We start from the raw sequence: 14,760 nt of genomic DNA, 5'->3' as shown, positions 1-14,760 counted from the left end.
GGTTATTTTAACTGAGATAATTCTTTTGGTAATCGGTATAAAACAGTTTGAGTGTGTATTTCACCTGTTTGTGCGTTTTTTGAAATAGATATAGTTTCAGGAGCTTCAAAAATAAAATCTGATTCTAGTTTGAAAAATTCTTTATGGATAATTTTATCTACAGAGAGTTTTGTAGCAGTAGTATCTTTTGTATTATTTATTCTTCTCACTTCCTGTTCTGCATAATCTACGGTTCCTTCGATGTATGAGTTTAAATTATCAACATTATAAACCCATTCTCCTTTGTCAAGTATGTTTATGGTTTTTGTTTTCCCATCGATGATTAATTCATTTTTGCCAATAGGAACTTCGGTTACAATAAAACTATTTGGGGCGATGGTTTGTGTTGCTTCTGAAGCTATTTTTATTTCTACAGGAACAGATTTTCCATTGTCAATGTAAAGCGTAGTTCTAAAACTAGAAGAAACAAGAAAAAATGCAATAAAAGCTCCTACTGTGATGAAAAAATAACTTGATTTTTCTAAATGAAGAGGCATGTCTTCATCGCTTTCGTTGTCAATAATAAATTGTTTTCTGCCTTTATAAATGTAATAGAACGCTCCAATTAGTAAAATACCATTTATTGGAGCACTTATAAAAACTGGAATTTGATTAAAAGCGCTGTATAATAAATAATTAAGTATGTAAAATAGAAAAATTGCTACTGCAAGCCTAAAAAGAATTATGATTCGATCCATATTAATAGTTGTTAAAGTAGATTATGGGTTAAGTGTTAAATTAACTCAAATATATTATTATTTTTCAGATTTTAACAATTACTGTTTTGATTTGAGATCAAATTATGTGAATATTTTGCTGTTAAATATAAAGTTCGCCTTTCATGGTTATGATCGAAGAACCACCAACTAAAATATCTTCTTCGCGATTCATGACTTCAATCATTGAAGCTTGTTTTAATCTTACGCCTTGAAGAATTTTATATTCTTTGTCCGATTTAGTGAATTTCTTTTGGGTTAAAAAACCAATTAAAGGGCCAGTCGCGGTTCCTGTTGCTGGATCTTCATTTATTCCGATTATTGGGTTGAAAAATCGTGTTTCTACTATGTGTTCTTGACCTTCATCAGCAATGGTGAAACAATAAAAACCTTCAAAATTATATTCTTTTGAGATTTCGATCAAAAGCTGATTGTCTGGAACAAAGCTATTGAGCAAATAACTGTTTTTTATAGGAACCATTGTGTGTGCAACTTCTGTTTTAACTACTGTTGGAACAAAAGCATTAACATCCAAATCTTCAATTTTTAAACCGAGCGCTACAGCAATTTTATAAGTTGGAATTTCCTGTTTGATGACAGCCGATTTTTGATGCATTTGAACCACCGGATAAAAAGTATCGGGATCAAAGCTTACGGTTACCGGAATTGCTGAATGGTTCATGACTACATAAGGTTCGCTTTCGTTTTGTTCGTCAAAAATGGGCATTCCTTTTAGCAATGCGCCGCAGACTGCGCCCAATAAATTATGTCCCGCACCGTCGATTTCGATTCCGGTTGGAGTAAACGAACGAACTACGAGTGCTTTGTCTCGTGTAGAGTAGTAAACAAAAGAGGTTTCAGAATAGCGAAATTCTTTAGAAATATCTTTATAGGTTTCTAATTTTAGATTACCATTTGTAAAAACCACAGAAAGTGGATTTCCTTGATAGCTTTTATTTGAAAATACATCTAAAACGTAATATTCTAATGCTGTTCTTTCTACCATTCCTTTTTCTTTTTTAAACGGAATAAAGTTACTGTTTATACTATACTAAAACAATAGGTATTACAACATTCGTTTGTGTGAGACACTTATTTGTTTATTCTTATTGAGAAAATACAAAGGATAAACAATAAATATATATATGGAATAAAAAGGGAAAATGAAGAAAACTTTTAAGGGCCACCCAATCCCCATTATACTTTTTCTCAGACTTTTGACTTTATTTAAGTTTTCGATCGAGACATTTTTCCAATGATCATTCATCGAATCAAAATCATATCCATAATGAGACAATAGTATTTCTTTTGAAAAGTATGACCACCAGCCTATAAATAGACACAATAAAAAAGTTGTGGTCAGGCTAATTATCAAATAGAAAAACAAGGTGCTTTTAATAGTACGGTTATAAAGTTTGTTTAAAATGAAAATGGGTGTTGCAAATAAAGCAATAAGCAATGCAAATGATATTACATTCAGTAGGATTTCCATATTTGTGAATTATATTAATTTACAACATTCGTTTTCCTTCAGCACTAAACTTTATCGCTTTTTCCAATCTCGCAATTCTGGTTTTTTCCTGTTTGGCGCTCATAATTACATGAATTATTACTTTTCTGTACGATGGCGCTTGATTGCTAAAATATTCCCAAGCTGTTTTGTTGGCCTTGAATTGTTTTTCTAAATGGGGATCAAGAACATAAGCTTCGTTTTCGTGCGAATAGATTTTGGTTCTTTCTTCAGATTTGTGTTCAAAAGCTTTAATTCCGGCTTCTCTCATGAGTCCGGCTTTTGTGAGTACTTCGACTTTCTTAATATTAATGGCGCTCCAAATACTTGATTTTTTCTTGGCGTAAATCTGATGGTATAACTTTCTTCGTCAATTGATTTTCGGACGCCATCGATCCAACCAAAACAAAGTGCTTGATCTACAGATTCTGACCAAGTCATGCAGGGTTTTTTGCTACTCACTCGATAGAAACCAACTAAGAGTTCAGTTTCTTTTTTGTGATGCTTTTCTAGCCATGATCTGAATTTTTCTTGGGTGGAGAAGAAAGTTGGGGTCATTTTATTCAGTTGTTATTTCTGTAAAAATATTATAAATAACAGAATAAAACAGAATTATTTAAAAACCACAGTTTTATTCGATTTGGCGATTTTAATAATATGATAAGGTTGCGTAATTACCGTTGTTAAATTGCCTTTTAATAATTTTTCAACTTTAATGATTGTTTGAATTTTTGATTCAGTTACTTTAGTGATATCGATAGAATAACCACCATAATTATGTACTTCATCAAAAACAGCAATAACTTGATATTTTGTAAAATCGACAGTTACATCAGGCGATGTGTATAAAGCTTGTGTAATGATATTCAATTTTGATAATAAAGCATTCCATTCGGTTTGATTTGTGATTACAAGATTTGATTTAGGAATTGTTCCCGGATAGTTGCCATAATTATCACTTTTCAGAATCGTTGTAAAGGTTGTATCTGAGCTTTCAGAATTGTCGTTGCTTCATGACTTGCTAAGGTTAACACAAAGCTTAAAAATAAAATTATCTGTTTCATGCTTTTGGTTTTTTAGGTTAAAAAAATAAATTGTAATGTTTTGTTAATTAAACAGATAGTGATTTTTTTAAATGGTTGCGTTGCAATTTTAAAGTTTTTAAAAGAAACTTGAAAACATGAGTTTTTCTTTTGAAACCAAGATTGCGTTAGGGATTACTTCACAATATATTTATTTTTTAGTGGAGTTCAGTGAATTTCATTTGAAGTGGAAAGCCCACAGCCTGACGAAGGAAGTGCGAGGACTTGAAGCGGATAGCCCGGCCCGCCGATCGGAGGGAAACACCAAAAAAAATATTCGGGAAACATATTGATATTTCTCCGAAATTTGCAAAACGATTCTTTAGTATTTATACGATAAAAGAAGAAAAATCATGGCAAAAGGACCAGAAAAAAATACGAAAAACAAGGCTTTGCATACTAAGTTGCTAAACAGGAAGAAAGCGAAACTTCGTGAAGAGAAGGAAGCGCAAAAACTTCGTTTGAAAGAAATAGTGGCAAAATCAAATCAAAAAAATGATATAGAAATGGAGGAATTTGGAAGAATATTAGTTTCTGAAACAGCAATGAATAGCGAAAATCTGCAGGATGTGATTCATTCTAATATTTCGGTGATTAATTTGATGCGCGAGGAAGGTGTTGACGATGAGTTTATTCATGAAGATGCGTTGACAAGTTATTACTTAGATTATTATTGGTCGCAATATACACAGGGAAATTTTGCGCAGTTTGTGCATAATTCAGGATGGAATAAAGATTTGAACGAATTGATTGAAGAAGGTTTGGCTTTAATTGGTGCCGAAAAACATTTGGAATTGTTTTTGGAACAAAGCAAGAAAGTCAGAATTACGAGTAATATCAAACTTGATAAATTTTTGAAAGGAAAATTGGAAGGTGCAAATCCGCTTCGTGATTCTTTTAATAATAATGCTTTTTTTGAATTGGAAGAAAACTTGGTCGAATTGAATGCAAATTTCTTAAAAACGCATCCTGATTTTGAAGCGCTTCCGGTTGATGATATGTTTGCGGTTTTGGAAGAATTTGTTGGGCACGAAATTAAGAGAGCTTAGTTTTTTTAAGGTTCAAAGGTTCAGAGGGGCAAAGTGACAAAGGTTTGATTTACTTCGCTCAAACTGATTACCGGGTTTAAAACTTTTGCATCTTTTTTCAAAAAAAGTTTCAAAAAATGAGATATAAATACAATCTGATATTGTTTTTTCTTTTGATGCAAATTGGGTTTTCTCAAAACAAAATCAATCTTTTTTCAGAAATTAATTATAATTCTATTCCTGCTGTTTCTTTAAACGATTATAAGTCGGTGCAGGATCGTGATTCTCGGATTCAAAATCCAAATATTGCTTTGGGAGTTGGGATTTCTGGTGGCGGATCGCGCGCGCAGTTTTTTAGTTTGGGTGTGCTTTTAGGTTTGGAAGATATTCAGGATGATGATTCAGGTCGAAATTTTCTGAATGAAATTGATTATTTCTCAACGGTTTCTGGTGGCTGTTATTCGGCGGGATATTATTTGACGATTCTCAAAAACAAACTGCAATATGACAACTGCAGTTTTAACGAATTTTATTTCTCAAAAGCCGATGCTTATAAATCTGATGTAAGCAAATCAGCTTCGCTTTTATCACTTTTAAATAATGGGCGAAATGAAAAAGGCGAGAAAATCTCGATGGCGCAACGTTTGGATTTGGAGGTTTTGCAATATGATAGTTCAAATCCTGAAAACGAGAATAAGTTCAAAACTCAAATGCTTTTGTCTGATTTTTTTGTTCCGAAAGAAAGCAAGCTAAGTCCTAGACTTCCAATTATGGTGGCTAATGGAACAGCGTACAACAATGGAGAACGTGTTCCGTTTATGCCTCACATTATTCATGGCTTGAAAATCAATTCTTCTTTAGCTCCAAACAAAGCTTCACTTCCGCTTGATGGAAACCAAATTAATAATGGTTATGATTTTCCGCTAACGTATGCTATTACGGCGAGTTCTGCGTTTCCAGGAGTTCTTCCGAAAACCAAATTCGGAATTAAAAATCAGGATAAAATTTTATGTGTAATCGATGGTGGCGCATCAGATAATATGGGTTATGAAACTTTGATTGAATTACTTCACAGCGATACCAAAGTAAAAGACAAAAACAAAAAAGCACTTTTTATTGATTGTTTGGGACCAGGAAAAAAAGCGCCTTTTATAAACGACGAGAAAATCAAATTGCTTTCATTGCTAGAAACGGCATCGCTATATACGGTTCAAACGCGATACATTACTTTTGAGAAAGATGTCGAAAACGTACTGGATAAATATAAAATCCCGACTTCAAATTACCAGGTTATTGGTTTCACAACTTTGCGAGATTATTTGTTGACCTTGAAAAAAGACGAAGCCTACAAAGATTTGGTAACTCAATTAAAAAGTTCCAATGATGAAGCCGCAACTTGGCTTAAACTTCATGATGATTTCAAAGCGAAATTAATTGAAAAGTTTGGGGAAGATCGTTTTAAGAAGGATAAAAATGGCGAGTTGCAACTTTCTAGTTTAGATAAAGAAACGTTTAAGGATTTTGGCGCAAGCGAAGTTTTGATGCTTTATGAGTACACATCGCACGTTGAAACCAAACTCAAAATAACTCCAGAAGAAAAGGAGATGTTGTTGCTTTCTGGACGTTTTGTCGCCTTTTTAAAAGCAAATGAATTGAAAGAGTTATTGGTAGAGAATAAAGGATTATAAGTCTTGACAACTTAAAAGGGACTAATGCCCAATTAAGATTTTATCTTAATTGAGCATTATTAGCATCTGCATATTCAACTTGAATTGCTTTGATTTCTTTGTCAAGTTCTAATAATCCGCTAAAAGCGCCTTGCATCATTGTAGTCGCTTTTTCTTCATTGTCCTTTGTTGTAAGCATGTCTATGTTTGCTTCAAAACCATCCATCGAGGCAATGCTAAGGTCAAACATTTCCAGCATTGTTTTTCTAAGGCCATGATCTGTGTTCAAAGGAGCTAAAAGGTCAACAGGCTTTTGTGCGGCAACAAGTTTGTTTCTAGTTGAGGCAATTAATTTTAGAAAGTCTTTTTTTGATTCTGGTTTTCCAATAAAATTTAAACTGCTACTTAAAAATGCATCGTTTGCATCAAAAAGTTTTTTGTGTGCTTCGACAATTTGATTGTTGTAACTTGTTGTAGTTTGTTCACCGCAACCAGTAAATACTATAGAAACAAACAATAAGAGTAATAAAGTAATTTTTTTCATAAGCTTAATCGTTTTAAATTATTGTTAAAACAAATATATCAGAATTATTTTAGTAAGTTATCTTTTAATATAATTTTTCATTTTGTTGATTTTTAAGCTCTTGAGCTTTAAGTGTTTTTTGTGGATTTATGTGCGAATTTCTTAGGATTATACAAACGTTAGATCAAGTTGTGTGACAAAACTGCAACACAGTCAATATGGGATTATAGTTTTGTCGTGTGTTTTTTGACAGAAGTAGATAAAGATTACAGCAAGTTTCACAAAGATTATTTTTAAAAAGCTTTGTGAGCCTTCATGCAATTTTTGTGTGTCTTTGCGGAATAAGTTTTTCCTTAAAAACTTTGTAGTAATCTTACCAAACATTTGCTTAAATTTGCTTCCGTTATAAAAAATACAATAGTTATAAAAAACAAGCTATGTTACAAATCGCATTTATTAGAGAGAATCAAGAGAAAGTAATCAAGGCTTTAGCAAAACGAAATATCGATGCTAAAAGCGTTGTTGAAGAGGTGGTGCAATTAGATGAAAACCGTCGTCTTGCGCAAGTAGAATTAGACAATGTTTTATCTGAATCTAATAAATTATCCAAAGATATTGGCGAATTGATGAAAGCTGGAGAGAAAGCTAAAGCGACAATCTTAAAAGAAAAAACAGTTTCATTAAAAGAAAAAAGCAAAGAACTTGGTGAAAAAGCCGAAGCACTTGCTGTTGAGCTAACAAATAAATTGTACACTTTACCAAATTTACCTGCTGATATTGTTCCTGAAGGAAAAACTCCAGACGACAATTTGAATGTTTTTCAAGAAGGAGAAATTCCGGTTTTGCACGAAGGCGCACAACCTCACTGGGAATTGGTAAAGAAATATGATATTATAGATTTTGAACTTGGTGTAAAAATTACTGGTGCTGGTTTTCCTGTTTACAAAGGAAAAGGAGCTCGTTTGCGGCGTGCTTTAATCAATTATTTTTTAGATAAAAATACAGCCGCAGGATATAACGAAGTTCAGGTTCCTCATTTGGTAAATGAAGCTTCTGGTTACGGAACAGGGCAATTGCCAGACAAAGAAGGGCAAATGTATCACGCAACAGTTGATGATTTATATTTGATTCCAACAGCTGAGGTTCCGGTTACGAATTTATTCCGTGATGTGATTTTAAATGAAAGTGAATTGCCAGTTTTACACACTGCTTATACGCCATGTTTCCGTCGTGAAGCAGGTTCTTATGGAGCTCACGTTCGTGGATTAAACCGTTTGCACCAATTTGACAAAGTTGAAATTGTACGTATCGAGCATCCTGAAAAATCATACGAAGCGCTTGACGGAATGGTAGAACACGTAAAAAACATCTTGCAAGAATTAAAATTGCCATACCGAATTTTACGTCTTTGCGGAGGCGACATGGGATTCACATCGGCTTTGACTTATGATTTTGAAGTGTTTTCTACAGCACAGGATCGTTGGTTGGAAATCAGTTCGGTTTCTAATTTCGAAACTTTCCAGGCAAATCGCTTGAAATTACGTTTCAAAGACAAAGACGGAAAAAACCAATTGGCACACACATTAAATGGAAGTTCATTGGCTTTGCCTAGAGTTTTGGCTGGAATTTTAGAAAATTACCAAACTCCAGAAGGAATCGTAATTCCAGAAGTTTTACGTCCTTACTGCGGATTTGATATTATAAACTAAATTTTTTGTAATTTAGAGCTAAACCTGACAGGTTTCAAAAACCTGTCAGGTTTTATCAATTGTTTGAAATACCACATTAAAAAACTGAAATATGAAAAACATCTTTATCTATATCGTTTTGTTGTGGTCTGGTTTTGCATTCGCCCAAAATGAGCAATTGGCTCAATATTACTACGATAAAGGCGATTTTGAAAAAGCAAAAGTCAGTTATGAAGAGCTCTTGAATAGTGCGCCTTCAAATACCCAATATTTTTTAAGAACCATTGACTGCTATCAGCAATTGCGGCAATTTCAAGTTGCGGAAAAAGCAATTTTGGATCGTTACAGCAAATATAAACAAGGCGTTTTCTTGGTGGAACTGGGATACAATTATCAACTTCAGAAAAATGAATCTAAAGCACGAAATTATTACGATCAGGCAATAGAAAAAATCAAAGCAAATCCGAATGATGTTTACGGAATTGGAAATTCGTTTGAGAAAAAAGTATTGTTGGAATATGCCTTAAAAGCTTATCAAACCGCAATGCAGATTCAGCCGAATTACAATTTTAATTTCCAAATCGGAATGTTGTACGGTCAATTAGGCAAAACAGATGAAATGATTGATCTGTTGTTGACTGAATCCTATAAAAATCCGCAAAATGCAAATTTGATTCAGACACAATTATCGCGTTTCATGAATGGTGAAACAGATAATACTGCTTTTAAAGATGCAATGCGAAAAGCTTTGATTTTAAAAACACAAAAAGATCAAGATGTGTTTTGGAATCATTATTTGAGCTGGTTTTATGTGCAAGCAGAAAGAATTTGGAAAAGCGTTTATTCAAGAAAAAGCGATTTACAAACGCGAGACCTGAATCGCTTTCAAGTATAGTAAACCTAAGTCAGTTTGCAATGAATGAAGATGATGATGAAACCGCTTCGGAAATCTTAAACTTCATTCTTCAAAATACTAAAAATCAGGATTTGTTGATTCAGTCAAATGCCTATTTGATGCAAATCAAAATTGATAAAGCACAAGAAAAAGATTATCCGACAATTGATGCTGAGTTGCAACAATTACTTACAACTTATGGGACAACTCCTTTTACTTTATCTTTACAGCTGATTAAGGCGCATTTTGCGGCGTTTAACTTGAAAAATCCTGAAGAAGGTATCTCGATTGTCAAACATGCTTTGGAACTCAATTTAAACGATTATCAGCAAGCAGATGCTAAAATGGAATTGGGGGATATTTTGCTTTTGCAGGAAAAATTCAATCAGGCGCTGATTTATTATTCTCAGATTCAACTGGATTTGAAAAATGATGTCATGGCGCATGAAGCAAGTTTGAAAGCGGCAAAAACAAGTTATTATAAAACCGATTTTGAATGGGCTTTAAAACAGTTTAAAGAATTAAAATCGGCGAACACACAATTGATTGCCAATGACGCTCTTGAATATTTTTTGCTGATAAACGACAATACCGTGGCCGATTCGACGCAAACCGCATTGAAACAATTCGCAAAAGCCGATTTTTTAATTTATCAGAATAAAAAACAAGAAGCGATTGCACAGTTTCAGAATATCTTGAAAACCTTTAAAGGCCAAGAAATTGAAGCTGTTACAATGTTGCGTTTAGGAAAAATATACGAAAGCCTGAAAGATTATAATTCGGCTTTAAGCCAATATCAGCAGATTATAGACCATCATGGAGACGGAATTTATGTAGATGAAGCACTGTTTTTTTCAGCAGAAATTTATAGTGACGAATTGCACGATACCGAAAAAGCAAAACCTTTGTATGAAAAGGTAATTTTCAATCATCAAGACAGTATTTACTTTGTTGATGCCAGAAAAAAATACCGCGAATTAAGAGGAGATAAGAATTTATAGTTGGGTTTAATTGGTTATTTGTTTAACCGTTTAATCGAATAAAAAATTAAAAAAGAAATAGTAATTGGATGATTAACTTTTAAGAGTCAAGCAAAAAAACTCAGAACCTTAGAATCTTAGCATCTCAGAAACTTTAAAATAAATGATTATTTACAACATTACCACAAATATACACGAAAGCGCCCACGACCAATGGTTGAAATGGATGCAGGAAAAACATATTCCAGAAATTCTGGCGACTCAAAAATTTTCATCTGCACGAATTGTCAAGGTTTTGGTCGAAGAAGAAATGGGAGGCATTACCTATTCGGTACAATACACAACAGACAGTAAAGAAACGTTGGAAAAATATTATCTGGAAGATCAACCCAAATTTGATAGAGAAGCTTTAGAATTATTTGCTGATAAAATGCTTTCCTTCAGAACAGAGTTGGAAGTTATTTCGGAGCACTAATATTAGTTTTCAGTCACAGTCGCAGTTTTCAGTATTTGAGATCGCTTTCAAATTTGTGAAAATTCGCGTAATTAGTGGCAAAACAAAAAATAAAGCTTGGCGTCTTTCTGCCTTAGTGGCAAAAAAATAAAGATAAAGCTTTGAGCCTTTGATTTAAAAAGAATACTTTTGCGGCCTCGTGGCAAAACAGGTAAGAAAATGGAAAAAGTAAAAGCCAAAAAACATTTAGGACAGCATTTCCTTAAAGACGAAAGCATCGCAAAAGCAATTGCCGATACTTTGAGCTTAAAGGGATATGATGAGGTTTTAGAAATAGGACCAGGAATGGGTGTGCTTACGAAATACTTGCTTGATAAGCCAATTACAACACGAGTGATCGAGATCGATACAGAATCTGTAGCGTATTTAGATGCAAATTACCCAAAATTAAAAGACAAAATTATTTCAGAAGACTTTCTGAAATACAATATAAATCAGGTTTACGAAAACAAACAGTTCGCCATTATTGGCAACTTCCCGTATAACATCTCTTCTCAGATTGTTTTTAGAACATTAGAATTTAGAGATCAGATTCCAGAATTTTCTGGAATGTTTCAAAAGGAAGTTGCAGAGCGAATCTGCGAGAAAAAAGGATCAAAAACCTACGGAATCTTGTCTGTGTTGTCACAGGCCTTCTATGATACTGAGTATTTGTTTACTGTAAACGAAAATGTTTTTATTCCTCCGCCCAAGGTCAAGTCGGGTGTGATGAAAATGACCCGAAAGGAAGATTATAGCCTTCCGTGTGGTGAAAAATTGTTTTTTACGGTTGTAAAAACGGCTTTTCAACAAAGACGAAAAACATTACGTAACAGTTTGAAAACATTAAATTTATCAGATAATCTGCGAGAAGACACTATCTTTGATAAACGTCCCGAACAGCTTAGCGTTGAGGAATTTATTGTTTTGACTCAAAAAATAGAAGCCGATGGAGTTCAAAGTTAGCAAAGAATTTATCCACCAATTAGAGGAACTTATCGTTAAGAAAAATGACAATGAACTTGAAATTTTACTTAATGATCTTCACCATGCTGATATCGCCGAAATTCTAGATGAATTAGATTTTGACGAAGCAACTTATATTTTCAAGGTTTTAGATAGTGACAAAACAGCTGAAATTCTTCTTGAATTAGAAGAAGATCTGCGTGAAAACATTTTAAGCCGACTTTCGCCTAAAGAAATCGCCGAAGAGCTTGATGAGCTTGAAACAAATGACGCGGCCGATATTATCGCCGAGCTTTCGCAAGATATTAAAGCGGAAGTTATCTCGGAGTTGGTCGATGTTGAGCACGCTAAAGATATCGTCGAATTACTACGCTATGATGAAAATACAGCGGGTGGTTTGATGGGAAAAGAGCTTGTGAAAGTCAATGAAAATTGGAATGTCTTGACTTGCGTCAAAGAAATGCGTATTCAGGCCGAGAATGTTTCAAGAGTTCATTCTATCTATGTTGTTGACGATGAAAATAGATTAAAAGGAAGATTATCTCTTAAGGATTTGCTGACTTCTTCTACAAAAACTCAAATTGGCGACGTCTATATCCGAAAATTGAATTTTGTAAATGTTGATACAGAAGATGTTGAGGTGGCGCGTATTATGCAAAAATACGATTTGGAGGCAATTCCGGTTGTTGATGAGCTTGGTCGTTTGGTGGGAAGAATTACCATCGATGATATCGTCGACGTGATCAAGGAAGAAGCCGATAAAGATTACCAGTTAGCGGCGGGTATTACGCAAGACATTGAAAGTAATGACAGTGTTCTTGAATTGACAAAAGCGCGTTTGCCATGGCTTTTAATTGGAATGGTGATCGAAATTGTAGCTTCATTTGTATTGAAAGACAATGAAAGCGCTTTTCAGAAATATTCAACTTTAATTATTTTTGTGCCTTTGCTTTCGGCAACAGCTGGAAATATTGGCGTTCAGGCTTCGGCAATTGTTGTGCAAGGTTTGGCTAATGGAACATTAAAAGAATTTAGTCGCGACTATTTCAGCAAGGAACTTACAGTTTCGATGATTTCAGGAAGTATTATTTCTTTGCTTCTTTTGGGATATCATTCGCTTATGTATGGACAATATTCTGTTGGATTGGCGATTTCGATTTCTATGATTGTGGTGATTTTATTTGCGGCGACTTTAGGAACTCTTGTGCCGTTGTTTCTTCATAAAAATAAAATCGATCCTGCTATTGCAACAGGTCCATTTATCACAACAACAAATGACGTTTTTGGAATTATGCTCTACTTTGGAGTAGCAAAAATGATTCTTGGATTTTAGATTTTTGGCACAAATTAATAGATTACAGTGATTTAAAATCTTTAAATTCTATGTAATTTGTAGCCGAAAAAACAGACTGTTAATCAGCCAAAAATAAATTAAAGCCAAGCAGTATGAATGTACATATAATTGGGGGAGGAAACCTTGGGGTTTCTATTGCCTTGGGAATTGCTAAATTTTCAAAAAACAACCAAGTTACCGTAACAAGAAGAAACATTGCCAGTATTCAATATTTATCTGAATACGGAATTACAGTGTCTAATGATAACAAACACAATATTCAGGAAGCTGATGTTGTGATTTTGACTATAAAACCGTATCAGGTTGATACAGTTTTGGCTGAGATTCTTCCCGTAATTAAAAATAAAACAATTGCTTCTGCTGTGAGCGGATTGTCTTTAGACATGCTTCAGGATAAGACAAATAATGAATTTCCGGTTGTTCGTATCATGCCAAATATTGCCGCACAATTTGGAGAATCGGCAACTTGTATTTCTTTTCCAGAAACAGACCGCGAAGAAGCATTGCCAATTGTAGATTTATTTAAGGATTTGGGAACAGCTCCAGTTATTGATGAAAAATTAATGGACGCGGCAACTGTTTTAGGCGCATGTGGAACTGCTTATGCATTGCGTTATATCCGTGCTTCTATGCAAGCTGGAATAGAAATCGGATTTGATTCGAATACTGCTTTAGCAATAGCAACGACAAACAGCAAAAGGAGTCGCGAAAATGTTGTTAGAAGAGAAAGTGCATCCAGAACAATTAATTGATCGTGTAACAACGCCACAAGGTTGTACCATTGTCGGTTTGAACGAAATGGAACACAATGGTTTCAGTTCATCATTAATAAAAGGAATTAAAACTTCTTTGAAGCAAATCAAAGGGTTATTGAAATAAAAGCTTTAATTTTTTAAAAATATTAAATTCCAAATTCCAATTTTAAAACTGGAGTTTGGATTTTTTTTAGAAATTAATAATCGCGTTTTGTGGAGCAATAGTCTATTACTAAAGGCAAATTCTCATCGTTTATATAATCTTTAAACATTGTTCTATGATAATCGATACCAAGGTTTTCAATTTTGGTACTGTCAATTTTATGTTTTTTTTGTAGGATCCATTTTGTAAAAACGAGCGAATCTACTCCACGAAGTGGTGGTCCGGTGTTTATGAAATCTAGTTTGTGGCAAGCGAGCACAATTGGAGTTGAAAATTTCTTTTCCTTTTTTTGATTTTCTGTTAATTCGGGATTTTTTGTTCCGCAAATAGGAACTGGAATTCTACATACAAATTCAGGATTTGAGCGATTGAATTGCATTTGATAAAATAATAGACCTGTTAGCAATATTATAAGTAATATCGATAAAGATAATATAAGCCTTAAATTTTTCATTAATTTAAATTAAATGACAGTTTGGGATTTTATTCTCGAATGACAGTATTCAATTAGATGAGCAATATCTTCTTTAGATAACGTCTTAGAAAAAACCGTTTTATGATAATCAATTGCCAATATTTCTACTTTAGAACTGTCAATTTTATGTTTTTTATTTGTTAGCCAGTTTACAAAAACAATTGAATCAACTTCATGTAGTGCTGGTCCTGTTATCTTTGAGTTCAATTTATGACAAGTCGCACAATTCGAATTAAATACTTCTCTTCCTTTTATTTGGTTTTCTGTTAAATCGGTATTTCCGCAAGAAGGTAAATCGCGTGTTGCACAGCTTGGAGTTTCATATTTTCTGAAAATCTTCAGATACATAATTATTCCAACTGACAATACGATTAAGGCAGTTAAAGAAAAAACTATGATTCTGATTTTGCTCATAATAACTCAGTT

At 33.7% G+C, this 14,760-nt stretch carries 12 protein-coding genes and 3 pseudogenes; 8 read left to right on the top strand and 7 right to left on the bottom strand.

The genetic code is table 11. The features are described from left to right. Positions 1–2 precede the first annotated feature (2 nt). The 4 genes and pseudogenes from ACQ9BO_RS01770 to ACQ9BO_RS01755 form a co-directional block, all read right to left on the bottom strand. Positions 3–737, bottom strand: coding sequence for a hypothetical protein (locus tag ACQ9BO_RS01770; RefSeq protein WP_431243411.1), 735 nt, complete (start codon positions 735–737; stop codon positions 3–5). 121 nt (positions 738–858) lie between these two features. Beyond that, complete coding sequence (locus ACQ9BO_RS01765; protein ID WP_431243410.1) at positions 859–1,761, bottom strand: PhzF family phenazine biosynthesis protein; 903 nt, start codon at positions 1,759–1,761, stop codon at positions 859–861. A 505-nt stretch (positions 1,762–2,266) separates the two neighbouring features. Next, a pseudogene (locus tag ACQ9BO_RS01760) lies at positions 2,267–2,823 on the bottom strand (YdeI/OmpD-associated family protein). 54 nt (positions 2,824–2,877) lie between these two features. Beyond that, complete coding sequence (locus ACQ9BO_RS01755; protein ID WP_431243409.1) at positions 2,878–3,135, bottom strand: protease complex subunit PrcB family protein; 258 nt, start codon at positions 3,133–3,135, stop codon at positions 2,878–2,880. A gap of 565 nt (positions 3,136–3,700) precedes the next feature. Between ACQ9BO_RS01755 and ACQ9BO_RS01750 the strand changes: the two genes are divergently transcribed. Both ACQ9BO_RS01750 and ACQ9BO_RS01745 read left to right on the top strand, forming a co-directional pair. Then, a complete protein-coding gene (locus tag ACQ9BO_RS01750) occupies positions 3,701–4,396 on the top strand; it encodes a DMP19 family protein (RefSeq protein ID WP_431243408.1) in 696 nt (231 codons plus the stop codon). A gap of 116 nt (positions 4,397–4,512) precedes the next feature. Beyond that, on the top strand, positions 4,513–6,063 hold the full coding sequence (locus ACQ9BO_RS01745) for a patatin-like phospholipase family protein (RefSeq protein ID WP_431243407.1): 1,551 nt from the start codon (positions 4,513–4,515) through the stop codon (positions 6,061–6,063). A 40-nt stretch (positions 6,064–6,103) separates the two neighbouring features. Here the strand turns inward: ACQ9BO_RS01745 and ACQ9BO_RS01740 are convergent, their stop codons facing one another. Continuing rightward, a complete protein-coding gene (locus ACQ9BO_RS01740) occupies positions 6,104–6,586 on the bottom strand; it encodes a hypothetical protein (RefSeq protein ID WP_431243406.1) in 483 nt (160 codons plus the stop codon). 416 nt (positions 6,587–7,002) lie between these two features. Between ACQ9BO_RS01740 and serS the strand changes: the two genes are divergently transcribed. The 6 genes and pseudogenes from serS to proC all read left to right on the top strand — a co-directional run bounded on the left by serS (position 7,003) and on the right by proC (position 13,820). After that, positions 7,003–8,274, top strand: a complete 1,272-nt coding sequence (serS, locus tag ACQ9BO_RS01735) for a serine--tRNA ligase (RefSeq protein ID WP_431243405.1) — start codon at positions 7,003–7,005, stop codon at positions 8,272–8,274. Positions 8,275–8,365: 91 nt separating this feature from the next. After that, positions 8,366–10,149, top strand: a pseudogene (locus tag ACQ9BO_RS01730) (tetratricopeptide repeat protein). 142 nt (positions 10,150–10,291) lie between these two features. Then, a complete protein-coding gene (locus ACQ9BO_RS01725) occupies positions 10,292–10,603 on the top strand; it encodes a DUF4286 family protein (RefSeq protein ID WP_132987814.1) in 312 nt (103 codons plus the stop codon). Between the two features lie 198 nt (positions 10,604–10,801). Next, positions 10,802–11,587, top strand: coding sequence for a 16S rRNA (adenine(1518)-N(6)/adenine(1519)-N(6))-dimethyltransferase RsmA (gene rsmA, locus ACQ9BO_RS01720; protein ID WP_132987813.1), 786 nt, complete (start codon positions 10,802–10,804; stop codon positions 11,585–11,587). After that, entirely contained in the window at positions 11,571–12,920 is a 1,350-nt protein-coding gene (mgtE, locus tag ACQ9BO_RS01715; protein WP_431243404.1) for a magnesium transporter, read from the top strand. Before rsmA ends, mgtE begins: the two co-directional genes overlap by 17 nt. A 113-nt stretch (positions 12,921–13,033) precedes the next feature. Beyond that, a pseudogene (proC, locus tag ACQ9BO_RS01710) lies at positions 13,034–13,820 on the top strand (pyrroline-5-carboxylate reductase). 73 nt (positions 13,821–13,893) lie between these two features. Here the strand turns inward: proC and ACQ9BO_RS01705 are convergent. Next, positions 13,894–14,265 (bottom strand): hypothetical protein, encoded by a 372-nt coding sequence (locus ACQ9BO_RS01705; protein WP_431243403.1) that lies wholly within the window; start codon positions 14,263–14,265, stop codon positions 13,894–13,896. A gap of 57 nt (positions 14,266–14,322) precedes the next feature. After that, complete coding sequence (locus tag ACQ9BO_RS01700; RefSeq protein WP_431243402.1) at positions 14,323–14,748, bottom strand: c-type cytochrome; 426 nt, start codon at positions 14,746–14,748, stop codon at positions 14,323–14,325. Between the last annotated feature and the right edge of the window lie 12 nt (positions 14,749–14,760).

This window comes from Flavobacterium sp. P21, from assembly GCF_050632225.1.
Lineage (GTDB): Bacteria > Bacteroidota > Bacteroidia > Flavobacteriales > Flavobacteriaceae > Flavobacterium.
This window is presented reverse-complemented; position numbering and strand designations above follow the sequence as displayed.